The following is a 23,414-nucleotide window of genomic DNA, read 5'->3' as shown; positions in this document are numbered from 1 at the left end:
TATTTTCAGAAATTGACAAGGTTTGAAATCGAGCTATAACTTTTTCTGGCTTTTGTTTAATCAGATAAATACAGATGTTGGTATCGAGAAGATATTGCATTTAAAATTCCTCTCTTTTATCAATAGGAAGTTGATCTCTAGTCATCATAAAATCATCAGAGAATTGATCTAAACTATCAATTAGAGTTTGCCAAGGATTATCTGTACTAATAAGAATAATAGCATTACCAATTTTTTTAACATAAACCTCTGTACCCGTCATTTTAAAATCTGTTGGTAATATCACCATTTGATGAGTACCGTCACTGCTAAGTTTGGCTGTATTCATGATTATTTCCTCTAATTCATGTTAGTTGTTTATGCTTTAATTGTAGCTAAAAATTGTCAGAATCAGGATGTACAGGATTTGAGGATGTACAGGATGTTTTTTTAATATTCATCTACATTTTCAGAAATTGCATTTTGTCTGAATCAGGATGTCCAGGATTTGAGGATGTACAGGATGTTTTTTTAATATTCATCTACATCCTCATAAATTGCGCTAATTCAAATATTCCAGAATATCAAACTCAAATACAATCCTGTTAATCCTTTAATCCTGGATATCCTGATATGGCTAACGCCACGCTTCGCTATCAGACAGTTAAATATTAATAAAAAACGGTGCGTTACATTTCATTAACGCACCCTACGAAATGAGCGATCATACTTGCAGCAACGCAACGCTTACGTGCTGCTAATTTCAATACTTCGTCTAATTTGAAATGAATTTCCAAAAATTCCTTTACAGAGGCTTGACATTTGGTTCTCTTTATGAGAACATAGAGTTACACGAATAAGGACACAAGGTAAAGTAGATATGTTTAAACTAAAAAAATCGAACTTAATAATATATTATGAAAGTAATTGGCATCGAAAACCTAACTGAATTTAGTAAGATTCATCCAGATTCTGAAATTAGTCTTAATGTTTGGCTCCAAACTGCTCAAAAGGAAGAATGGAAACACATTATAGATGTAAGGGAAGTTTATCCACACGCAGATTTTGTACAAGGGTACACAGTCTTTAATATAGGAGGAAATAAGTTTCGGTTAATTACTAAAATTACCTATAAAGTCAAGACCATTAAGATTGAGGATGTATTAACTCATAGTGAATATAATGAAGATAAGTGGAAAAAATAACGAATAATTAGAGGATTTCGCTTCTTAATAGTCTAATTACACTACTCAGAAGCTCATAAACATCTAGGATATGGCTTTACTATGTCCCTAGTGAAAACATTCTACCCCAAAGGGGGTTGTATATGACAACTACACTAAACAAGGAAGAATACATTAAGCTACTTTCTGAAACTGTGCCACGTATAATTGACACAGAAATAGAGCATAAGCGTCTACTAAATGAAGTAGATAAATTTATGGATTTAGGGGAAAATTTGACAGATGAACAAGCTGAAGTTTTGCAGTTGCTGGTAACACTAATTGAGCAATATGAAAATAAAGTCTATCAAATGAAAGCTGTAACTCCCCTAGATATATTACATGAGTTAATGTCAGTAAGACAACTCAAACAAAAGGATATCGTCGAAATTTTTGGGTCAAAAGGTATTACTTCAGAAGTAATAAATGGTAAAAGAAGTATTAGCAAAAATCAAGCCAAAGCATTGGGAGATTTTTTTCATGTATCATATACTTTGTTTCTGTAAGCAAATGGGGATAATAGCTTGCTTTCTGAATCACTTCTAATGCTTTAATTGTAGCTAAAAATTGTCTGAATCAGGATGCTCAGGATTTGAGGATGTACAGGATGTTTTTTAAAATTAATCTGCATTTTCTGAAATTGCGCTAATTCAAATATCCCATAATATCAAACTCAAATACAATCCTGTTAATCCTTTCATCCTGGTTATCCTGATTCAGACAGTTAAATATTAATAAAAAAGGTGCGTTAATGAAATGTAACGCACCTTATGAAATGAGCGATCGCACTAATAATTTAATTTGTTAATTCGCTACTGTTCATTCCATTTAGTCGGTAATATGTTACCAAACTCAATATATCTTGGGTGAGCATTAAATACAATTAAATTTTCACGAGTTCGAGTTATCGCAGTATAAATAACGGCATCAAGTTGTGAATTATCACCCCAAAAAGTATCATCAATATATAGAACTACATTTAGTATTTCCCATCCTTTGAAGCTATGAATTGTGGACATTTTTATCCTGCTATCACCCATCCAAAATGATTTTTTATGATAGCGAGATGACTCATTGTCAGTATCAAAAACATGATTTACATATATATTTTTTGATTCAAAATGATTAACACACTCCATACCAATTTTATGATTTGGTAGCAGTATAACCATATCTGAAGCTTTGTATCCTTCTTCTTTTAGTTGATTGAATGCGTACCAAATCAGTTTCAATCTTTGATTTGGTTCAACGTTAAGCCATACAATGTGAGGATTAAGTGGGCGTTCAAACAAGCTTTGCTGTACAATTCTCTCAGTCTTCAATTCCTGATTTAGATTGAACATTAGACTGAATTTTTCAGCAGCAATAGCTACCTTCTCTGGTAAGCGAAAAACTGTTTCCAACTTACGCCAGTCTCCTCTAAATTGTGTGCCTTTGCCTTTCAAAGATCCATCTATCCAACTAAGCTCTACACCATATATATTCTGCTTTTTATCACACACTAATAGTAATTCATTCCTATCTCTAAGAAAGCGGACAAGCAACTTATACCACTCAAGACAAAAATCTTGTCCTTCATCAATGAGAATCGCATCATATCTTTTGGAATTAATTCCAGACTTTTCCAAAGCTTCCTCAACATAGCTGGGGATTACTATTCTGAAAAAATCATCTCCCTCTCCTTGTGGAAAATCAACTCCAATTTCATTTAGGATATCTGAACAAAAACCATGAAAATGTTTAAAAGTAATTTTCTTCCAATCAAATTGAAAAGGCGCACGTTGTATGAGGTCTTTGATATAGTGCCATAGTGTTATATTAAAAGTTACAATTAAAACATCAAAGCCCTGAGATGCTAGTTTTGCGGCACGAAAGGCAATTACCTGAGTTTTGCCACTACCTGCTACCCCACGCAACCGAAAATGACCTGATTTTGGTTCTGCATGATTTTTCTGTTGAGATGTTAAATCTAATGGAATTGTTCTTTCTAGAGTATGAAAAGGTGGATCAAGCCAGAACAAAATATCATTATTCCATTCTTTTTTCCAGTAAAAACTGCTATTCTTGTTTGAATCTGGAATTATCTTAAATAAATTTTCGGCTTTAAGTTCATCATGTCCAAAAATTGGACGATAATCTTTTGAAAAATCCTTAAATAGTTCTTTAGCTGAAGCTGTTGTTGCATTGTGAAAATATAGACCAGTTTTAATTAACCCCAGTGCATTTATAGTTTTGTCAACTTTTTCTCCGATATCTGGAATCAATTGTCCAATAATATTTTCTCGATATTGTTCAACTTGATAAACAGGATTTTTAATTGGATAGCTACCTTTAGAGTCAGATACAAATAATGTATCTTGTGCAAAATGATAATGCACTAAATTCCAATCTTTTACTTCAATTATTGTAATACCAACAGAAGGATTAAAAACTATAATATCTGGGCGATGACCATTCAAAAAGGGTTGAATGTAGATTTTCCATTCTTCTGGTAAATACTTATCTAAGAATCTCGCCAAAGCAATCTCACCAGCCGTGAATTTATCAGGAAGTTCGCCCATTTGATCCCAACTTGGAAAAATTCTATGTGCCATAATTTACCTACCTACAATATTTTATCTGATATTTGTAACTAACATTTTAACAATAAATTATCTGTATAATCACTATTCACAGTGATTATACAGAATTTCAGATAGGTAAAATATCTACAAAACCTCCCTACCCAAATAAACCTGCAACACCTCCGGTACTTTAATCGTCCCGTCAGCTTGCTGATAATTCTCCAAAATCGCCGCCATAGTCCTTCCCACAGCCAAACCAGAACCATTTAAAGTATGCACAAACTGCGTCCCCTTCTTACCAGCATCCTTAAACCGAATATCTGCCCTTCTCGCTTGAAAATCAACACAATTAGAACAACTAGAAATCTCTCGATACTTCCCAGCAGAAGGCAACCATACCTCTAAATCATAAGTTTTTGTTGCAGAAAAACCTAAATCAGCAGTACATAAATTAATCACCCGATAGGGCAATTTTAAAGCCTGTAAAATACTCTCAGCACTGACTAGCAACGTCTCCAATTCCTCAAAAGAATTTTCCGGTTTTACTAACTTCACCAACTCTACTTTATTGAATTGATGTAACCGAATTAAACCCCGCATATCCCGTCCATAACTTCCCGCTTCCCGCCGAAAACATGGCGTATATGCAGTATGATAAATTGGTAATTCTTCCCCGTTGATAATGTCCCCCCGATACAAATTAGTCACTGGAACTTCTGCGGTAGGAATTAACCATAAATCATCCTCTGCACATTTAAAACTGTCTTCTGCAAACTTGGGTAATTGTCCAGTTCCCGTTAAAGAATCTGTATTTACTAATAACGGTGGACTAACTTCTATATAGCCATTTTCAATATGTTTAGAAAGCATAAACTGAATTAATGCTCTTTCTAAACCTGCACCCGCACCTATCAAACTTACAAACCGAGTTTGGGCAATTTTTACCGCTCTTTCAAAGTTCAAAATTCCCAACTTTTCGCCGATTTCCCAATGGGGTATAATATTCGGATTTTCGGGTTTATATTCATCTCCCCATGTTTTCACTTCTTGGTTATCATCTTCACTTTTACCAATGGGGGTAGAATCACTGGGAAGGTTAGGAAGTGCTAAGAGTAATTGGTGAATTTGGGCTTTTAACTCCTTTTCCTGGGGTTCTAATGAGCTTAATGTGATTTTCAGGCTGTTTCCTTCTTCCTTTAAAGCCAGAATTTCTGCATCTTGAGGATTAACACCAGATTTTACCTTGTGTCCCACCAGTTTACCAATTTCATTACTCCGGGCTTGGAGTTCATTGCGTTTTACTTCCAATTCCCGTTGTTTCTGACTCAAATCTAATATAGGTTGAATCTCGTATTTGCCACTACGACTGTTCAACTTCTCTTGTACCAGTTGGGGATTTTCTCTAATTTGTTTAATATCCAGCATTGGTGAATTTCGTTAAGTTTTGTCAATTATACTTGATTGAGATGATTAATCGTAGGGGTTTAACAATGCTCATAGGTGTCAACTTAAGCTACAAATAGCTTATTTGTTTAGCTTCCAAACCCGCCCGGAACTTAAGTTCCGGTCTAATAGCCAAAGTAAACTAAAGTTTACTAAAAAATTTTCGGGTTATTTAGTCATCTTTAGATGACTTTTGCTATGAGACTGGGAATTCATTCCCAGGCGGGCTATGGGTTTTACGTTAAGTTGACACCTATGAACAATGCTAAACCCTATATACTAATATCACATTTCTTATCTGCGTTCATCTGCGTTCATCTGCGTTTGATTATGATCAGTGGTAAAATTACCAAATATGGTTGATAATTAGTTCAGATACTCTTCTCCATTACCTAAGCGTTAAGGAGTTTTCAGCAATGATGACAACTCAATCAGTTATTTTAAATATCAAAAATGTTGGTTTAAGTGATGAACAATTTTATAAATTATCTCAAATTAACGAATATTATAAATTTGAACAAACAGCTAAAGATGAATTAATTATCCTCCCTCCTTCTAATCTAATTACTGGTAATAGAGAAGCAGAATTAAATGGAAATTTGATGATTTGGAATCGTCAAACCAAACTCGGAAAAGTATTTAGTTCTTCCACTGTTTTTACTCTACCTAATGGTGGTAAACGTTCTCCTGATGTGGCTTGGATTGCTAATGAACGTTGGGAATCTTTAAGCATTAAAGAAAAAGAAAAATTTGCGAAAATTTGTCCTGATTTTGTCATAGAATTGCGTTCTCGTACAGATTCTTTAAGTCAATTACAGGAGAAAATGCAGGAATATCTTAATAGTTGTTTACGTTTAGGTTGGTTAATTGATCCTCAAAATCAACAAGTAGAAATTTACCGTCAAAATCAATCTGTAGAAATAGTATCATTACCGACAAGTTTATCGGGAGAAAATGTTTTACCAGGATTTATTTTAGAACTACCTGTTTTCAAAGATTAGGATATTACAACCACTGTCAATTATGGTTTATTAATCCGATTCATTAACCACAAAGATGCTAATAAACCTGCAAAATGCGCTGATACAGTATTTGTATTTGCCTGGACTATGAGCATATCCAAACCGCTAATAATCCGAGTGGGGTCAAATAATTGAGTAGTTGCGGCTTGAGGAGATATTGACCTAGCTACCAATGTACCAACAATCGCCTGCGCTCCCAACAGGGTGACTAATATGCCGCCTAAATTTATCCATAGTCCCAAACGTAATACTTGCACGGTTTCCGCCTTACGGGGACGATTACTAGCATTAGGGGATTCTAGTTTTTTGCCAATTCTGGTGTAGCGATAAGCCAAGTAAATACCAACGCCCAACAGAATTATGCCACAAATTGCTAAAAATACACCAAAGCCTGTGCCTGGATTATTATTGGGGCTGTTGGCTTTTTGACTAAAAATGCCAAATAATAAGACAATTATTCCAGAGATTACACCTAATACCAACTGAATCCAGAAACTAATCCAACCTGCTAGGCGAAATTGTTGGGCGATAGCCCGGATGTTAGATGATGGTGTTTCGGAGTTTTGTGACATATAAAAATTAAAAATTAAAAGTTAAAAACAACTTCCGTTTGTTGTTTGTTAGCTGTTACCTGTTTCCAGAATAATTGATAATGGTTTAAGTCTACTGAAAATTTCCGACTTAAAAATTAGTTATGGATTTTACCGTTTTGCAATCTACTTTCCTGTTAACTTTCCTCTTATCAGTTGGTTTATTTTTCTTTATACGTGCTTCAACTAAAGACCGTACAGAAATGATGCGCTTGACTTCGGATCAGGACGAAAATACATTCATGACTTCATTAAAGGAGTATTTTCGCTCTCGTGCTTATCGAGTTTTAGCGGTAGACTCTGCCAAAAATCAAGTCACTTTTGAGGGATTTGTCAGCCCTAGCTGGTTTTTAGCAGTATTTTTGACTGTATTAGCTGCTGTGGGTTTAGGTTGTCTGGCGTTGGTTTTATCAATGCTTTTTCCCGATTTTGGGCAGTTTTTTCTGGGAATAATCCTATTTTCGCCTTTAAGTGGGTTATTGTATTGGAAAAAATCTGGAAGACTTGAGAAGGTGTCACTCAAGATGGAAAATATCCTGAGTGGACAAGACTTCTCAAGTATAATTACTGTGACTGCCCATAGAGATGAACTTGCTGAGTTACAAAGGGCATTACAGCTAAAGACGCTGGACACTTGATTGATTTTTGGGGATAAAAACCAGCATTCTCCACATTCATGTAGGCTTCTGACTACAATTTTGAGTAAATCAGCAGTAGGAAGGAAAAATTTTGCTTGTGCTGTTAATCTTCCTGATGCCTGAAATGTCATAAGGAAAAATTTAAATTGGTGGACAGAGCTTGATAGTAGTCCAAATTAATGAGAGCATAAATAATTCATGCTTCATTTTTTGGATGACCTTGGCTCTGTCGCTATTCTCTTGGTGTATAAGCTGATAATAAACTGATTCATCTAACCAAATTTAGTTGATGAGGAATTAATTATGCCATGACTTGAGAGAATTCATTTAAACCCTACTGGCAAATTCAACAACAAAATTAAAAAAAGGAATTTTTGAATAAGCTGGTCAAAATTACCAGTTAATTATTCACAGATTCAGAAGTCACACTTACAAGATATGATGGTCATTTGTTGTTTAGTTACTGGCAACAGCAACAGCAACAGCAACAGGTTCTTGTGCTGTTGGTGATTCTAAAGTCCTAAGACTAGGGAACAAGAAATGATTCTCTTCTACGTATTGAGCGCCAAACAGACCTTTTTCCGCCCAGAAATAACGGTCTGTTGTATGTTCATTACGTTTTACTAGTAGCAGCGCGGGTGGCAAAATACCTTCAGCTTGAATAAATTTTCTTGCTGCTGTCACAGGTTTATCTTCGCCACTTTCAATGCTGTACTGAGGAATATGCTCAAGTATGCGCCGTCCTTCCTGTCTCCGACGACTCTTCCGCTTGCGTCTCCGTGCCAACCTATTGTCCTCCTGTTTCAAGCTATAGACTGTAGTTATGGCTACAAAATCCGTCGTCATTATATAAGTTCTATCTCAAAAAATCAATAGTTTTTAATGTTTTGATACAACTGGGGAAAAAACAATTAAAAATCAAGAATTAAAAATTAAAAAATCGCTGCCTTTTCAGCCATTACTTGTTACCTCTTCGCCCATTACCAGATTAAACTAGATAGCTATAAGCCTTGACTGGGGGCTGGGGACTGGGGACTGGGGACTGGGTAATTTTCTTCTTCCTTGCTCGGTGACTCGGTGACTCGGTGACTCCTGACTCGGTGATTCCTGACTCCTAGATTCTTTCTTCCTCCTAGATTCCTGAACTCATGCTAATGTCTGCCAGTTCTGATTTCCTTGCTCTATGTCGAGAACAAATAGCCCTGCTAACCCAAGGAATGGGGGCATCTTTTACGGTGGTTTATTTAACACAGGAACTGGTAGAAAAGCCTATAAGTGAGGCGCGACTAATTCCGGTAATGGTGTATCCAGAGACTATAGCATTAAATTCTAGTAATGAATATGGTGAACCAGAGAATAGCTATTCTGTAAGGCTTGCTAATGTTTTAGCATTCCCAAATCAGCAACCGAGGTTGTTAAAACCGACTTCTGTATCTTCTCATCCGTCGGTGGAATCGGAAACAACAGAAAAACAAAATTTACACGATGAACAGGATGAATACTTACTCAGTCATAACCAAATTGTTTTACCCCTGATTTATGAGGGTGTAATGATGGGCTTATTGGTGACTGCGAGGGACGATAGGGAATGGAATCAACGGGAAGAGGGGGAAATTGAACGCATTGCCAAAACTTTAGCGATCGCTTGCATTATAGACCAGCGGAGGGCTTGGTTACAACACCAACTCCAGCAAGAACAAATTTTGCAAGAGAGACAACGGGATTTATTAGATAATCTTTTGCATCAGCTTCGTAACCCCTTAACTGCTATTCGCACCTTTGGTAAGTTACTATTTAAGCGAATGCGACCGGTTGATCCTAATCGGGAAGTAGCAACCAGTATAGTCAGGGAGAGCGATCGCTTGCAAGAGCTATTGCAACAATTTGATCAGGTTATTGATTTAAATACAGCAGATTTAGCACCTCTACCTCTACCAGAATCAAAGGTTGTTATTAATGAAAATGTGCAAAAGCCAGTTAAACCTGCATTATTATTGCCAGGAACAGGAGAACAATTAACTGATTGTTGTCTAGCAGATTTATTAGCACCTTTATTAATATCGGCTCAAGCTATTTCCCAAGAAAGAAATTTACAATTAATTACGGAAATTTCCCACTATTTACCTTTAGTAAAAGTGAATGAAAAAGCATTAACAGAAGTGTTGAGTAATATTATAGATAATGCTTTGAAATATACTCCCCCCGGTGGAAAAATCTTAGTCCAATGTGGGCAACAAAAAGGAAATTTACAAGGTATTGCTATTAGTGATACAGGTCCTGGTATTCCTCCAGAAGATTTAGAACATCTTGGAGAAAGACATTATCGAGGTGTACAGGCAAAAACAGAAATACCCGGAACTGGTTTAGGAATTAGTATTGCTAAACAGCTAATAGCAGAAATGCAGGGAAGTATAGAGGTTTTCAGTCCGGCCATTCACTCAATTATCACATTACCGCATATCCCAGGAACTACATTTATAATTTGGCTACAGTCTGTTGATTAAGTAAGAGGGTGTTTGAAAAGTTATGGTTGATGTATCAAATATTTTTTACCCCACCCTAACCCTCCCCTTGTAAAGGGGAGGGAACTGGATTTTTATTGTTTCCCCCCTTTACAAGGGGAAAGGGGGGTAGCAATGTGATGAAAATTACGGAATACCACTTTTCAAACATCCTCTTAGAGGGTGTTTGAAAAGTTATGCTTGATGTATCAAATATTTTTTACCCCACCCTAACCCTCCCCTTGTAAAGGGGAGGGAACTGGATTTTTATTGTTTCCCCCCTTTACAAGGGGAAAGGGGGGTAGCAATGTGATGAAAATTACGGAATACCACTTTTCAAACATCCTCTTAGAGGGTGTTTGGAAAGTTATGGTTGATGTATCAAATATTTTTTACCCCACCCTAACCCTCCCCTTGTAAAGGGGAGGGAACTGGATTTTTATTGTTTCCCCCCTTTACAAGGGGAAAGGGGGGTAGCAATGTGATGAAAATTACGGAATACCACTTTTCAAACATCCTCTTAGAGAATAAAAATAGTTTTTACATAAAAATAAAAATAAAGCGACATTTCACCATAATTCAGGGAAACAATCGCTTTATTTATATGATTAAATTCACAACTTAACTAATGCTATTAACTCTATTGACGAGTGATCACCAAATTTGAAGTCAGGGTAATAGCTAAATCTTGTTCTGGTCTGAGGACAAAAACATCAGCTTTTTGTTTCCGCAATAGTACACTAGCTAAAGCACCCGCTGCTGCACCACCCACAGGCTCTAAAACTTCAATTTTCTTGTTACCTGTAATTAGGGAAATCACACTAGCTGCACCGGCACCAATAGCAGCATCAGTTAATACTTGTCCAGTGCTTGATCCCTTGGAGATTGTTTCTGTTTTGGTTATGGTTCGGGAATTAGCAAAAATCTGTTGTCGTTGTCCAGAAGGAAATACTAATTCTCTGGCTACAAAACGAACACCTTGCTGATTATTCCCAGAAGATCGAGTATTTAATCTTACTGGTTGTAATTCACCAATCACTTCAGTATTGGCAGGAATTAAAATATTTCTGTTGCTATCAGTAACATTGTCAGCTATTTTCAGAGTTAGGGCTAATGTTTCACCCGGTTTGACAATAACTTTTTCCTTGTCGTAGGTAACAGGTAAAGTTACGTTAGCGGGAATACTAATTGTCCGCGATTGATTGAGATTGTATCCTTGGGCCAGAACAGGACTAAAAGATAATAACGGGGTAGCTGCACCTGTGGTAATGGCTATGGCCATGAGTGCAGCGGTGCGAGATTGCCAACGGGTAGAACGACTCATGATAAGATTGCCCATAATATGTGATATGTATGGTGACGTGGGTTGGCTAGGATAGTTTCTGGACAATTGTTAATTAAGCATAAGCGCTGCTTACTTACGTTTTCTTTTTTTCTGCCCCCAATCGTAATTCACAAGCAACAATGATACTGGTACAAATTTTTTCTTCTCCAACTTCTTGAATTTTAGAAAAGATTTTACCTGTTGGATGTTTAATAAAGTCCGATAATGTATTGGTATCGAGTAAGTAAGAGTAAGACATTTTAAAGCTCTATTTCATCTAGTGGTAATAACCCTTCGTCAACATTGGGAAATTCTTCATCAATATCCTCAAGGTTAGCAAAGACTTCGAGAAGGGATTTTTTCTTAATAGGAGAAATAATCGCCAGAGGAATACCATTTTCTGTAATTGTCAGGGGTTCACCTGTTTTTTTAGCTTCGTTAATTAGAGTCTGAAGGGTTTGGGGGAGTTCGGAAATGGTGATTTGTGTCATAGTGGGTTGTGGGGATGAAAATTGGGCGTATATATTTCATTCTATTCTGAATATTAGATAACAGTTAATCCTGTAAATCCTTAAATCCTGGACATCCTGATTCAGACAGTGAAATTAGATCCCCGACTTCTTGGAGAAGTCGGGGATCTGGACAATTGTTAATTAAGTATAAGCACTGTATACTCACGTTTATTCCTGTGCTATTCTAAATGCTAGTTACTCATCACATCTACCACCAGTATGGATTACTCAAGTCTCAAAACTGCTTCTGAAATCATTACCGCTTTTCATAAATGTCAAAATGCAGGTGAACAAATTGATTTATTTGAAGCTTTAGCGACAAGTCATGAACCACCTGTTGAGGCTTTTGTAGAAATATTAATAAATGTTAAATTAGAAGCATTAATATCTTTAACTATTCAGGCTTTTGGCAAGATTACAGATGCAGATATTAGGGAAAGATTGAAGCAAAGTGATGATTTGTTGACCATTTTAAGTGAGCAAGCAAAGTCAGGACAAACAGATTTAATTCGTTGGTCTGCTGCGACTAATATTGTAAATTTGGGATTTAATTTTATTGCTTTTTCTCAACATTTGATGGTAGAACCTAAAAATATTGCTGATAGGATAATGCGAGCTAAACTGAAAATGCTTGATGATAAAAGTTTGCTATCAAGCAATGATTTTGATGAATATTTGAATTTTTGGATATATGGTAATTTAACCAAGCTAAAAATTAAAACAGCATCTATTATATATAGACACAATCCTCAATGTGAACAAGTGATTTCTAAAATATTTAGTGCTTTAGGTTTAAGAGCTATTAAAGATGTAAACGAAGGTTTAGAAAGAGCAGAATCTATGGGAATTTCTGCATTAGACGTTGATGAAAATGAATTGTTTGAATTAGCTGCTTGTCAAGAAGCAATGAAGCAAATAAAAAATCAAGTTCTCAATGATGAGTTAATAGCTAGTCAAATTCATTGTTTACAAAGTAGGAATCGAGAGATTAGAAATATGGCTGCTGTTAATCTTGATAAAATATATGAAATAGATAGTTCATTGTTGGATGAATTTAGTCAGTGTTATCAGCCAATTTTATTAACAGCTATCTCTTTACTTAAAGAAGAATATAATGTAAATAATGAACATCATCTTTATAATTATTATTCTCATTATTATAAAGATCATTCTTATAATAAATTGAAAAATATAGCTAATTGTGTGATCACTTTGTTGCCAATATTGCTTAGAAAAGGTGTAAAAAATGATTGTCAGCGTTTTGTAGATAATATAAAGAATGAAATGAAAGAAAGGAAAGAATTATGTGATATTAAATGCAAAGAAATACGATATTTAAAATCTAGACTTGATGAAAAACTAGAGCAAATCCGATCTACTAATTCCCAGGTATATTATAGCGTAATTGCAAATAATAAATTTAAGGATATTCCCTATATAAATATAGAAGAAAATGATGAATATCGTTTAATTGTAAATGATTATTTACAGTCTTTAAATGAGGAATTATCACATTTAAATGATGAAGTAACTAAGTTTTATGATAGTAGCTTTCAGAAAATAGTAGATTTAAAATTTAAACTTGATGAACAACTAGAACAAATCAAATCTATTAATTTTGAGGTGTATAGAAAAGTGATTTCAAATAATAAAATTAAGGATATTCGACATATAAATGATAGTTGGAGATATAGAATTAGAATAGATGATATATTCACACAGATTTTCTTAAAAAACTTAACTTATGATTCCCTAACTTTTTCCACTGAGGATATAGAAAGGATAAATTTTATAGAAAACATAGAAAAAAATGATCAATATGATTTAATATTAAATAATTATGTACAGTTTTTACGTGATGAATTATCACGATTAAAAGGTGAAGTAACTAAATTTTATGAAGATGACACAAAAAGACAATTATCAATAGAACTAAATGACTTAGAATATAGATATCGTACAGCATCTGAATTGGCTAAATTCGGTGAAAAAAATCCATTAACTATTATAAATATCGATATTGCAGAAGGAAAAGCAAGTCTTAAAAAAGCTAAGTTAGCAAAAATAATATCTCCTTTTGCTTCATTTATCATTGTTTGCTTAGTATTATTTGTTATACAAAATTTTAATATTAATAAAGCTATATCCTCTTCACTTGTACCTACTGCTATACTTACAATCATAGCCATTGTAATATTTGAAGGAGAAGTAAAACTTGCTAAGAAAAATATTAAAGAAGCAGAAAATCAAAAAGCAGATGAACTCTACAGACTTAATGATGAAGAACAAAAGATATTAAATCTATTATCAATTTAATTATTTCACCATGTTACCCCTCATATTCCAAATACCCCAACTCCCCGATCTAAAATCCCAAAAATACACCTCCCAATATGGACAAGGAGTACGTCAAAAAGTTCTCAGCAGTCAAAAAGACTTCTTACTTCTCCTCAGCGATATTGGTAGAGTTTATAACCTCACCTTTTCCATACGCTATTGCTATACACCTGGTTTACCCTTCGATAAACGACTGGGTATTTATTTAGTCGTCAGTCAATCACAACCTATTTCACCTGATACCGAAACTCAAATAGCTGAAGATATTAAAAAAATCATCACAGATGGATTTCTCAACCAATTTTATAAAATTGAATTACAAACAGAAGTTCCCCAAATTCAAAATCTCAGTTGGGTAAATTGTATTGGTGAAGCAATAAAACATGAAGAAATTATCAGCACTCGTCCTAAAGATTCCTTAGCGTCTTTGAAAACAAAAGGATTACCAAATTATTATGTACCACTGCAATTAGAAGCAGATGAAGCTAACGATATGTTAGTAGTTTGTCAAGTTATTTCTCGCTTCAATAGTCCCCTGATGTTGGAAATAACTTTTCAACCAGATACCACCACATTACAAGAAAAATCTAATTGGATAAACGCCTTAGATCAAATGTTATCTCAACTCAGACAAGCTAGTAGTGGTTCTAGTTTAAGTTCCGCTAAAGAAGGAGACAGAAATGCACAATTAGTCTCTCGGATTTACGAAAAATATCAATCTTCCTATCTCACAGAAAGCTTATTTCGTTATAGCTTCAAAGTTTTGGGAAAAAATGAGTTAGCAGTTCGCAGCGTCTTGGGAACATTATTATTAAGTGGAACTAAAAAAAGCCGCTACCGGACTATTATTCTCACTCCCAATCATCCCACATTTACAGACAGTCTCGCAGCTACTCAATCAGGAAAACTTTCCACCGCTACCCACTGGGAAGAATGGGATAAAGGATTAGGAGAAGCAGAATTTGGAGGTGATTCAATCACAGGTAAAGGTAGTGTGCGCGTCTTAGATTTAAAACCTTTACACCGCTACGCAACATTAAATGAAATTAGTGGTTTATTTCGCATAGTTGTACCCATTGATGCACCTGTAGCGGGAATTAGTCAAGAAAATGATATTACCAGTTTAGATAAAGATAAACAATGGATTGATTTTGGTGGTTATGAAATTAACCGAGGTGAAGAAAACAAAATACAAATAGAATTAAAACAACTGAATAAACACGCTTTTATTTGTGGTGTTCCTGGAAGTGGAAAAACCACCACAGCTTTTAATTTACTAACTCAGTTGTGGAGTCATGGAATCCCATTTTTAGTATTTGAACCTGCGAAAACTGAATATCGTTCACTTTTGGCTATCAATCCTAATCTGAGTAAATTTACTCGCGCTGATATCGAATTTCTCAAATCTTTAAAAATCCTCACCCAACAATTACGAGTTTACACTTTAGGAAATGATTTAATTTCTCCTTTTCGATTTAATCCCTTTGAAGTTTCCCAAGGTGTTCCTTTTTATGAACATATTTCTAATTTAGAAGCATCTTTTCGGGGTGCGTTACCTCTTTCTGGTCCTTTACCCGCTTTGCTTTCCGAAGCATTGGAAGAAATATATTATGACCGAGAATGGACAGGAAACGAAGAAGGAACACCCGAAAATTTACAAATTCCCACCATGCGGGATTTATATAAAAAAATCACCGCTTTATTTGAAACCAAAGATTACGCAGGTGAGGTAAAATCTAACCTAAAAACAGCTTTAGAAGTGCGAATTGGGAGTTTATTAAAACGTGGTGTGGGTGCGATGTTAAATACTCAACGCAGTAGTCCCACAATTGCTGATTTATTAAAATATCCCACAATTTTAGAATTAGATTATTTGAACCAAGACCAAGCAAATTTGATGACGTTCTTGTTATTAACGAAAATTCGGGAATACATCAAGCGTCAACGGACAGAAAAAGCCGGAAATCCTGAACATATTTTATTATTAGAAGAAGCACATAATTTAGTCGGGAGAAATTTAGGTACTTCCTCTGGTGAAGATGCAAATACAAAACAAGAAGCCGCAAATTATGTCACTAGAATGTTAGCAGAAATGCGGGCTTTGAGAGAATCTATTATTATTGCTGACCAATTACCAACAGGAGTAGCAGCAGAGGTTGTCAAAAATACAAATGTGAAAATTGCTCATCGTTTGGTGTCAGCAGATGATAGAAAAGATATAGGTCAAGGGATGCTTTTAGACCAATCACAAATGGAAGAAATTGCGCGTTTACAACCTGGTGAATCTTTCTTATATATGGAAGGTTGGTATCGTCCCCACCCGGTAAAAATTCCTTATGAAAATAGTGCTAAGGAAAAGTTAGGGGTAGAAAGTTCGATTACTAATGATAAAATTAAAGATGTGATTAAATCCCGTCCTTGGTATATTCAAGGTCAGCAAACTTTACTATCCACTGCTTTACAAGAATATCAACGTTTGTATAAAGAACACAATCAAAGTTTAACTGATATTCGGGAGGAGTTAAAACAAGTTTCTCAAGATTGTACAGAATTACAAATTTTGTTATCAAATATAAAACAGGAAATCTTTCATCGTTTAGCTGGAGAGTTACGTTTTGATTTAAACCCTGTTCCTGATGAATTATCACTACAAATAGATAGACGCATTGATGCTAATAATATCCGCAGTTTGAAGTATTTACAACTTGCTGCTAATTTAACTTTAACGGATTTGGTAGAGTTACAATCTTTGGTAAATGTTAAATTGGGAATATTTGATCAATTCTATCAAAAGGTGTTGGATAAAAATAATCAGATTCGTCGTAGTCATTATCAACAACTTTGGCAAAAATTATCTCGTCAGATGAAAAATACTCAGCAACAGATAATAAATTTAGCGCAGGTTTTAAATAGAGAATCACAGGTTGCGGATATTCAAAAATTAGCAGATAATCTTGCTTATGAACAAAGACGCATTACTGATGTTGAGGAATCATCTTTAAAAGACACTTTAAAACGTCTGCAAAATGAAAAACAAGAATTACAAGATAAGTTAACGGAGGTGTTGAGTTTAGCTATTCAGCAAGCGAAAATTAATAAAGTTAAACATGATTTACAAATATGAGTACAATAACTGTAGGTTGGGTTGACGCAAGGAAACCCAACATTGTGTATACGTTACATTCGTAAATGTTGGGTTTCGTTCCTCAACCCAAGCTCCAATAAATAGGAGAAAATTATTTTGGATATAGCAGTTAAAAATCTGGTTTTATCTTACGAAACTTTAGCAAATCAAGCTATAAAGTTCAATCATGCTTATTTGCAATTACTGAAAATATATGAAGAACTAATTTTAGCACCTGACTGGTTTGCTGAATTAGAAAAATCTGGAAGTTCACTATTCAAAACTATTGCTTCAATGCAGCAAGAACAAAAGATAATTGTATGTAAATTTCAGGATTTATCAAAATTCATTGCTAAAGCACAGTTACATTTTATCATCAATCCTGAAGCGGAACAATTGAAAAATATTGCCGATGATTGCCAAATTATGATAGATTTTGTAAATAGCATAGATTTGGCAGATTTACAAGATATGTTTGTCAAAATTAAGAAATAAAAGAGGTTAAGAATCATGTCACAAGAATATAATGATCGCCAGGATTTAGAAAGAGAAGTGAAAGACTATGGTAAACAAATTGAAACTCTAGGAGAATCACAAAAAGAGTATCAGGAAGACATAGAAAGTCTACAGGAAAGACTGAAGATGTTAAAAAGTACAAAAGGAGTCTACGCAAATTCGGATCATAAAATGATTGCTACTGTAGAAAGAGCAGTTCAAACTCGTGAAACTAATGTAGAGGAGTGTCAACAAAACATTGGTGAAATTAAAACACAAATGGATGGTAAGTTAGAGAATCTCAAAAAAGGTATGAATGCACAAGAACAACGTATTGAAGAAATGGAGAATGCAGTTGATTCTCTTAAGCATAAAAATGATCATATACCTAATACTATTCAATTTGAAATTCAAATTGGAAAAGATGATTTAGATGATGCAAAAGATAAGTCTGTAAGTTTTCTAAAAATCATCGAAGTAGCAGGTACTTTAGCTGCTGGTGTTGGATTAGCTGCACAAGGCATTTCTCAGTTACTTAGCACTTTGCAATCAATAGGGATATTGAAATAAATCATAACATCAAATATAAAACCAATAAGTCAGCACTTGTGCAACGCTTCTAAATAAATGTAACAAAAATTACATCTTCAGAATCAGAAAATCACATTACATTTAAAAAATCATCTTCCTATTGTAAATTTTTGTAAAGTTGATGTCTTTAGAACTAGAAACTTGCTAATTAGATAGCTAAACTAAAAACTAAGTGCATCTGTACTGTTAACTTTTAAAATTGTAAATGTGGCGCTATAGCCTGAATGATTCCAGTCCAACTTATCATCAAAAACTTTCTTAGTTACCGTGACGCAGCTTTAGATTTTAGCGGCTTGCATACGGCGTGTATTTGTGGTTCTAATGGTGCGGGGAAATCTTCCCTTTTAGAAGCTATCACTTGGGCAATTTGGGGTGAAAGCCGTGCTACTATTGAGGATGATGTGATTCATTCTGGCGCACAAGAAGTCCGAATTGATTTCACTTTCCAGAGTGGTTTGCAAACTTATCGGGTAATTCGCAACCGGGTAAGAGGTGGAACTAGTATTTTGGAATTTCAAATTGAAACTCCTGCTGGGTTTCGTCCTTTGACGGGTAAGGGATTAAAAGCCACTCAGGATGTCATTCTCGAACATATTAAGCTAGATTATGAGACTTTTATTAATTCAGCTTATTTGCGTCAGGGGAAAGCCGATGAATTTATGCTCAAACGTCCTGCTGAACGCAAGGAAATTTTGGCGGAGTTATTAAAACTAAATCAGTATGATGAGTTAGAAGAACGCGCTAAGGATAAATCTAAACTTTATAGAATCCGAGGAGAAGATTTAGAAAATTCTTTAGCGAATATTAAAATTCAACTCCAACAACGGGAAACAACGGAAACTCAACGCGCTGAGTTAGAAGCGCAATTGAATAATTTACAACAAGTGCAAGCTTTTGAAAATATTCAATTACAAAGTTTACAAGTTATCCAACATCAAAGACAAAGTTGGGAACAACAATTAAATTTTGTGCGGCAACGATATGATAATCTGAACCAAGATAGCGATCGCTTACAACAAGAACAAATATCCGTAAAATCCCAATTAACAGATTTAGAAAAGATTATCAATCAACAAGTTGATATTCAAGCTGGTTATGCTCAATATCAAAGTCTGCAATCTCAAGAAGAAATTTTTGCAGCTAAATTTGAACAACATACCCGCGCTACCAATTTAAAACAACAAAAACAACAACAGCTATATAAACAAACTCAAGATTTAGAACGTCAATTACAACAAGCTGAAGCTCAATTAGCAGCTTTAGAACAACAAGAACAAGAAATTTCCCAAACCTTGAGTAAATCTGGGGATATCGAAACAGCTATATTACAATTAAATACCGCTCGTCAGCATTTGACTAACTTAGATCAATTGCAAATGCAGGTAACACCATTATTACAACAAAGAGCCAGTTTGCAAAGTCAATTAGATCGCACTCATGCTAGTCTAGTAGCGCGATTGGAGCAAATGCAAGCCACAGAAAAACAATTACAAAATCAACACCATCGTCAACCCCAATTACAACAAGCAGTAATAGAGATAGGAACGCAAATTGAAGAATTAGATAAAAAGCGAGTTTATCTCCAAAGAGTCAAGGAAAAAGGACAGGAAAGACGACATTTTCTGGAGCGTTTACAAGCTCATCAAGGAGATTATGAAAGGTTATTGGGGGAACTAGAACAAAAATTGCAAATGTTACAAAATCCCGATGCTAGTTGTCCTTTATGTGAACGTCCTCTAGACGAACATCATTGGAGTAAAGTTATCGAAAAAACTCAATTAGAATATGAAGATACCCAAGGACAATTTTGGGTAGTGCGGGAACAAATAGCGGTTTCAGATCGGGAAATTCAGGTACTCAGACAAGAATATCGAGAAATAGACCAAAAGTTATCAGGTTATGATTCATTGCGAGAAAAACGGGGACAATTAGCAGCACAGTTAGAAGCTACAAGTGATGTTCAACAACAGTTACTGCAAATTATTTCTGAAAAACAACATTTAGAAAATTCCTTAGAAACCGGTGATTATGCACCAGAAAAACAAATAGAAATTCAGCAATTAGATCAATATCTCCAGCAACTTAATTATAGTGAACAAGACCACGTTCTTGCCCGTAGTGATGTGGATAAATTACGTTGGGCAGAAATTAAACAAGGACAAATTAAGGATGCCTTAAAACGTCAAGGACAACTAATAGCTAGAAAACCAGAATTAACAGCGAATATTGCTCAATTACAATTCCAACTGCAACAAGGACAAACTGATTCTGATTGTGCGAAAGAAATCGCTAATTTAGAACAGCAAATTGCCGAAATTGGCTATAGTTCAGAACAGCATAATTATCTGCGTCAAGGTGTGCGACAAGGGCAAGGTTGGCAATTACGTCATCAACAATTATTATCAGCACAAGCACAATATCCTCAATTAAGTAATAAAAGTCAAGATTTGGAAGATTCATTGCAAAGAATATTCAAAGAACGAGAAATATTAACTCAACAAATTGATAATATGGTTAAACAATTAACCGACAGTGCGAACCCAACAGCCCAAATTAATGCTTTAGAACAACAATTAGCAAACCGGAGACGGGAACTAGATCATAAAATATCTCAGTTGGGACAATTAAAACAAATGTCTCTGCAATTAGAAACTTTGCAAAATCAATATGAACAAGATATCCAACAGGTGCAAATTTGTAAACAACAACAGCGTGTTTATCAAGAATTAGCTCAAGCTTTTGGCAAAAATGGGATTCAAGCTTTAATGATTGAAAATATTTTACCCCAACTGGAAGCAGAAGCTAATCAATTACTTTCTCGATTGAGTGCGAATCAATTTCACGTCCAATTTATCACCCAAAAAGCGGGACGCAGTGGCAAATCAAGTAAGAAAAATGCTAAATTAATAGATACATTAGATATTTTAATTGCTGATTCCAGAGGAACGAGATCCTATGAAACTTATTCAGGAGGAGAAGCTTTTAGAATTAACTTTGCGATTCGTTTAGCTTTGGCAAAATTATTGGCACAAAGGGCAGGAGCCTCATTACAATTATTAGTAATAGATGAAGGTTTTGGGACTCAAGATGGGGAAGGATGCGATCGCTTAATTGCGGCAATTAACGCCATATCCTCTGATTTTGCCTGTATCCTCACTGTAACCCATATGCCCCACCTCAAAGAAGCCTTCCAAGCCAGAATTGAAGTGAGTAAAAATCAGCAAGGTTCACAGTTACAATTATTGATGTAATACCCAGATCCCCGACTTCTTTGAGAAGTCGGGGATCTATATCCAATTATCTACTCATGCTGAGATTAATTACTGACTTTGACGGGCCAATCATGGATGTTTCGGAACGCTACTACCGTGTTTATCAATTGTGTCTAGAGAAAACCCGATATCCTCAACAAACAATTACAGAACTTTCTAAAGCCGAATTTTGGCAACTCAAGCGATCGCACACTCCCGAACTCCAAATTGCTCTACAATCAGGTTTAGATGCCCAACAAGGGCAAGAATTTTCCCAAATCCGTAAACAAATAGTCCACACCCTCCCCTATTTCCAGTATGATGTCCTTGTTCCCACTGCATTAGAAACACTCACCAAAGTTCAAGCAGCCGGTGTTGATTTAGCCGTGATGACAATGCGACGGGTACGAGAATTAGATTATGCTTTTAATCAATATAATTTGAGCCAGTTTTTCCCAGAAAATCGCCGTTATTGCCTAAGTAACGACTATCTAAAAACTCGTGATATCGAAGATAAACCATTATTAATGGCTAGAGCCTTAGCTGAACTCCCCCCTGCGGCTGATACTTGGATGGTGGGAGACACAGAAGCCGACATTGCTGCTGCCAAAAAACACGATATCAAAATTATTGCAGTTGAGTCGGGTATCCGAGATCACAGTCAACTAGCATTTTATCAACCTGATATGATTGTGACCGATTTAAAAACGGCTGTAGATTTTATCCTCAAACAATAAAAAAATTATGGGTAATCGGTCATTAACCAATTACCCATTACCTAACGTAAAAAGCTACTTACTAACCACATCAATATAAAAGTCAACAGCGTCGAAAACTGATTCGCTGTCAAAGTTATTAATGGTGATGGTAATATCAAGCCAGCAATTAGACCGCCAGCGATTAAGCCAGCAATTAAACTAACTAACGTGAATAAAACCGCTCTACCAAATTTTCCTTCCTTGCGATTGAGGAAGTAAACACCAATAGCTACCCCAACTACCAAGGACAGTTGTAAAACCTGTCCGCTACCACCGGGATATAACACACTAGTTGCACTTAAACCCAGATACCAAGCTCCTGGTAGCAGTACATCAGTTAAAGTAGGCTGATCTATACTCCGCTGTAGCCATGCAGGAGACTGCTGACCAAGGGTTTGACTTGTTTGGGGAGAAGATGGAACTCGCTTTTCTGGAAACCGGATGCGTTCAGGCACTTTAATTTTACCTTCTTGGCGCATCCGCAGGCGCTCCATTAGAATCGCATCATAAGCAGCTTCAATAACTTCTCGGACATTGCCATCACCACCATGTCGTTCTAACAGGCGATTCCGAACATCCTGAATTTCATCGAAGCTTGCATCTTCTGATACCCCAAGTTTCTCGTAGGGACTTTGATCACTCATGGGAGGTTATTACTTTAGCCTTAATCAGCGGCACTTTTTATTTTACAGAAAAACAACTTTAGATTTTATAGAAATAAAGACAACAATTAGACAAGTAGCTACCTGCATTAGAGAAAGTAGGCAATTTTATCCATCTACTACAATAATAGCATGAGTCGGGGCAACCGCACATAAGAAAATTGTGGTTTTAAGATTGTTGAAAATTTGAATACTCAGGACTGTGGGCTGAAGTCGGGAAACTACTTTCATCCTCCCCTAACTCCTGCTATACCAGCAGATTTACCTCTTCAATATTCACAATAAAAATTACAGTTTATAGAAATAATCAGGATAATCATCCCTATCCCCCGTAAATTTTGAATTACTGCCAAAGTAAAACCTGCGTTTTTACGCAATCATCTTTGTTAATTCTATGTAC

The 23,414-nt window shown here is 35.4% G+C and carries 21 protein-coding genes; 11 read left to right on the top strand and 10 right to left on the bottom strand.

Annotated features, from left to right (window positions below):
• Nucleotides 1-100: 100 nt before the first annotated feature.
• The gene (locus tag ANA_RS11060) at nt 101-328 is read right to left on the bottom strand and encodes an antitoxin (protein WP_015080147.1); all 228 of its coding nucleotides are present in this window, start codon (nt 326-328) and stop codon (nt 101-103) included.
• A 568-nt stretch (nt 329-896) separates the two neighbouring features.
• On the opposite strand from ANA_RS11060, the gene ANA_RS11055 reads away from it, so the two are divergent.
• Both ANA_RS11055 and ANA_RS11050 read left to right on the top strand, forming a co-directional pair.
• Nucleotides 897-1,184 carry a type II toxin-antitoxin system HigB family toxin gene (locus ANA_RS11055; RefSeq protein WP_015080146.1) on the top strand — a complete coding sequence of 96 codons (288 nt, stop codon included), beginning with the start codon at nt 897-899 and terminating at the stop codon, nt 1,182-1,184.
• Between the two features lie 122 nt (nt 1,185-1,306).
• Nucleotides 1,307-1,708 (top strand): helix-turn-helix domain-containing protein, encoded by a 402-nt coding sequence (locus tag ANA_RS11050; RefSeq protein WP_015080145.1) that lies wholly within the window; start codon nt 1,307-1,309, stop codon nt 1,706-1,708.
• Between the two features lie 306 nt (nt 1,709-2,014).
• Here ANA_RS11050 and ANA_RS11045 read toward each other — a convergent pair whose 3' ends face one another.
• Complete coding sequence (locus tag ANA_RS11045; RefSeq protein ID WP_015080144.1) at nt 2,015-3,796, bottom strand: UvrD-helicase domain-containing protein; 1,782 nt, start codon at nt 3,794-3,796, stop codon at nt 2,015-2,017.
• 114 nt (nt 3,797-3,910) lie between these two features.
• On the bottom strand, nt 3,911-5,191 hold the full coding sequence (gene serS, locus ANA_RS11040; RefSeq protein WP_015080143.1) for a serine--tRNA ligase: 1,281 nt from the start codon (nt 5,189-5,191) through the stop codon (nt 3,911-3,913).
• Nucleotides 5,192-5,625: 434 nt separating this feature from the next.
• On the opposite strand from serS, the gene ANA_RS11035 reads away from it, so the two are divergent.
• Complete coding sequence (locus tag ANA_RS11035; RefSeq protein WP_015080142.1) at nt 5,626-6,210, top strand: Uma2 family endonuclease; 585 nt, start codon at nt 5,626-5,628, stop codon at nt 6,208-6,210.
• A 20-nt stretch (nt 6,211-6,230) separates the two neighbouring features.
• Here the strand turns inward: ANA_RS11035 and ANA_RS11030 are convergent, their stop codons facing one another.
• Complete coding sequence (locus ANA_RS11030) at nt 6,231-6,803, bottom strand: DUF3611 family protein (protein WP_015080141.1); 573 nt, start codon at nt 6,801-6,803, stop codon at nt 6,231-6,233.
• 122 nt (nt 6,804-6,925) lie between these two features.
• Between ANA_RS11030 and ANA_RS11025 the strand changes: the two genes are divergently transcribed.
• Entirely contained in the window at nt 6,926-7,459 is a 534-nt protein-coding gene (locus ANA_RS11025) for a cofactor assembly of complex C subunit B (RefSeq protein WP_015080140.1), read from the top strand.
• Between the two features lie 456 nt (nt 7,460-7,915).
• On the opposite strand, the gene ANA_RS11020 is transcribed toward ANA_RS11025, so the two are convergent.
• Nucleotides 7,916-8,245, bottom strand: coding sequence for a DUF3155 domain-containing protein (locus ANA_RS11020; protein ID WP_015080139.1), 330 nt, complete (start codon nt 8,243-8,245; stop codon nt 7,916-7,918).
• Nucleotides 8,246-8,607: 362 nt separating this feature from the next.
• Between ANA_RS11020 and ANA_RS11015 the strand changes: the two genes are divergently transcribed.
• Entirely contained in the window at nt 8,608-9,963 is a 1,356-nt protein-coding gene (locus tag ANA_RS11015) for a sensor histidine kinase (RefSeq protein ID WP_015080138.1), read from the top strand.
• 637 nt (nt 9,964-10,600) lie between these two features.
• Here ANA_RS11015 and ANA_RS11010 read toward each other — a convergent pair.
• From ANA_RS11010 to ANA_RS11000, 3 genes are all read right to left on the bottom strand, one after another.
• Nucleotides 10,601-11,284, bottom strand: coding sequence for a hypothetical protein (locus tag ANA_RS11010; RefSeq protein ID WP_015080137.1), 684 nt, complete (start codon nt 11,282-11,284; stop codon nt 10,601-10,603).
• A 94-nt stretch (nt 11,285-11,378) separates the two neighbouring features.
• The gene (locus ANA_RS11005; protein WP_015080136.1) at nt 11,379-11,543 is read right to left on the bottom strand and encodes a PIN domain-containing protein; all 165 of its coding nucleotides are present in this window, start codon (nt 11,541-11,543) and stop codon (nt 11,379-11,381) included.
• A 1-nt stretch (nt 11,544) separates the two neighbouring features.
• The gene (locus tag ANA_RS11000; protein WP_015080135.1) at nt 11,545-11,775 is read right to left on the bottom strand and encodes a type II toxin-antitoxin system Phd/YefM family antitoxin; all 231 of its coding nucleotides are present in this window, start codon (nt 11,773-11,775) and stop codon (nt 11,545-11,547) included.
• Nucleotides 11,776-12,015: 240 nt separating this feature from the next.
• On the opposite strand from ANA_RS11000, the gene ANA_RS10995 reads away from it, so the two are divergent.
• The 6 genes from ANA_RS10995 to ANA_RS10970 all read left to right on the top strand — a co-directional run bounded on the left by ANA_RS10995 (nt 12,016) and on the right by ANA_RS10970 (nt 22,331).
• The gene (locus ANA_RS10995; protein WP_015080134.1) at nt 12,016-14,112 is read left to right on the top strand and encodes a hypothetical protein; all 2,097 of its coding nucleotides are present in this window, start codon (nt 12,016-12,018) and stop codon (nt 14,110-14,112) included.
• 10 nt (nt 14,113-14,122) lie between these two features.
• Nucleotides 14,123-17,257 (top strand): helicase HerA domain-containing protein, encoded by a 3,135-nt coding sequence (locus tag ANA_RS10990; RefSeq protein ID WP_015080133.1) that lies wholly within the window; start codon nt 14,123-14,125, stop codon nt 17,255-17,257.
• A 117-nt stretch (nt 17,258-17,374) separates the two neighbouring features.
• A complete protein-coding gene (locus ANA_RS10985) occupies nt 17,375-17,752 on the top strand; it encodes a hypothetical protein (RefSeq protein WP_015080132.1) in 378 nt (125 codons plus the stop codon).
• Nucleotides 17,753-17,767: 15 nt separating this feature from the next.
• Nucleotides 17,768-18,322, top strand: a complete 555-nt coding sequence (locus ANA_RS10980; protein WP_015080131.1) for a hypothetical protein — start codon at nt 17,768-17,770, stop codon at nt 18,320-18,322.
• A gap of 245 nt (nt 18,323-18,567) precedes the next feature.
• On the top strand, nt 18,568-21,594 hold the full coding sequence (gene sbcC, locus ANA_RS10975) for an exonuclease subunit SbcC (protein ID WP_015080130.1): 3,027 nt from the start codon (nt 18,568-18,570) through the stop codon (nt 21,592-21,594).
• A gap of 56 nt (nt 21,595-21,650) precedes the next feature.
• Nucleotides 21,651-22,331, top strand: coding sequence for an HAD family hydrolase (locus tag ANA_RS10970; RefSeq protein WP_015080129.1), 681 nt, complete (start codon nt 21,651-21,653; stop codon nt 22,329-22,331).
• A 41-nt stretch (nt 22,332-22,372) separates the two neighbouring features.
• On the opposite strand, the gene ANA_RS10965 is transcribed toward ANA_RS10970, so the two are convergent.
• Both ANA_RS10965 and ANA_RS28195 read right to left on the bottom strand, forming a co-directional pair.
• On the bottom strand, nt 22,373-22,996 hold the full coding sequence (locus ANA_RS10965; protein ID WP_015080128.1) for a CPP1-like family protein: 624 nt from the start codon (nt 22,994-22,996) through the stop codon (nt 22,373-22,375).
• Nucleotides 22,997-23,122: 126 nt separating this feature from the next.
• The gene (locus ANA_RS28195) at nt 23,123-23,245 is read right to left on the bottom strand and encodes a hypothetical protein (protein ID WP_256369498.1); all 123 of its coding nucleotides are present in this window, start codon (nt 23,243-23,245) and stop codon (nt 23,123-23,125) included.
• Nucleotides 23,246-23,414 lie beyond the last annotated feature (169 nt).

This window comes from Anabaena sp. 90 (genome assembly GCF_000312705.1).
In the GTDB taxonomy this organism is placed as follows: Bacteria; Cyanobacteriota; Cyanobacteriia; order Cyanobacteriales; family Nostocaceae; genus Dolichospermum; species Dolichospermum lemmermannii.
The sequence above is the reverse complement of the archived record's forward strand: the minus strand, read 5'-3'. Positions and strand labels throughout refer to the sequence as shown.

Excerpts from the sequence above, each read along its gene's own strand:
- ANA_RS11000 (WP_015080135.1), bottom strand. The coding sequence starts at position 11,775 with ATGACACAAATCACCATTTCCGAACTCCCCCAAACCCTTCAGACTCTA.
- ANA_RS10970 (WP_015080129.1), top strand. The coding sequence starts at position 21,651 with ATGCTGAGATTAATTACTGACTTTGACGGGCCAATCATGGATGTTTCG.
- sbcC (WP_015080130.1), top strand. The coding sequence starts at position 18,568 with ATGATTCCAGTCCAACTTATCATCAAAAACTTTCTTAGTTACCGTGAC.
- ANA_RS10980 (WP_015080131.1), top strand. The coding sequence starts at position 17,768 with ATGTCACAAGAATATAATGATCGCCAGGATTTAGAAAGAGAAGTGAAA.
- ANA_RS11025 (WP_015080140.1), top strand. The coding sequence starts at position 6,926 with ATGGATTTTACCGTTTTGCAATCTACTTTCCTGTTAACTTTCCTCTTA.
- serS (WP_015080143.1), bottom strand. The coding sequence starts at position 5,191 with ATGCTGGATATTAAACAAATTAGAGAAAATCCCCAACTGGTACAAGAG.
- ANA_RS10995 (WP_015080134.1), top strand. The coding sequence starts at position 12,016 with ATGGATTACTCAAGTCTCAAAACTGCTTCTGAAATCATTACCGCTTTT.
- ANA_RS11030 (WP_015080141.1), bottom strand. The coding sequence starts at position 6,803 with ATGTCACAAAACTCCGAAACACCATCATCTAACATCCGGGCTATCGCC.
- ANA_RS11015 (WP_015080138.1), top strand. The coding sequence starts at position 8,608 with ATGCTAATGTCTGCCAGTTCTGATTTCCTTGCTCTATGTCGAGAACAA.
- ANA_RS11045 (WP_015080144.1), bottom strand. The coding sequence starts at position 3,796 with ATGGCACATAGAATTTTTCCAAGTTGGGATCAAATGGGCGAACTTCCT.
- ANA_RS11060 (WP_015080147.1), bottom strand. The coding sequence starts at position 328 with ATGAATACAGCCAAACTTAGCAGTGACGGTACTCATCAAATGGTGATA.
- ANA_RS28195 (WP_256369498.1), bottom strand. The coding sequence starts at position 23,245 with ATGAAAGTAGTTTCCCGACTTCAGCCCACAGTCCTGAGTATTCAAATT.
- ANA_RS11010 (WP_015080137.1), bottom strand. The coding sequence starts at position 11,284 with ATGAGTCGTTCTACCCGTTGGCAATCTCGCACCGCTGCACTCATGGCC.
- ANA_RS11050 (WP_015080145.1), top strand. The coding sequence starts at position 1,307 with ATGACAACTACACTAAACAAGGAAGAATACATTAAGCTACTTTCTGAA.
- ANA_RS11005 (WP_015080136.1), bottom strand. The coding sequence starts at position 11,543 with ATGTCTTACTCTTACTTACTCGATACCAATACATTATCGGACTTTATT.
- ANA_RS11055 (WP_015080146.1), top strand. The coding sequence starts at position 897 with ATGAAAGTAATTGGCATCGAAAACCTAACTGAATTTAGTAAGATTCAT.
- ANA_RS10990 (WP_015080133.1), top strand. The coding sequence starts at position 14,123 with ATGTTACCCCTCATATTCCAAATACCCCAACTCCCCGATCTAAAATCC.
- ANA_RS10965 (WP_015080128.1), bottom strand. The coding sequence starts at position 22,996 with ATGAGTGATCAAAGTCCCTACGAGAAACTTGGGGTATCAGAAGATGCA.
- ANA_RS11035 (WP_015080142.1), top strand. The coding sequence starts at position 5,626 with ATGATGACAACTCAATCAGTTATTTTAAATATCAAAAATGTTGGTTTA.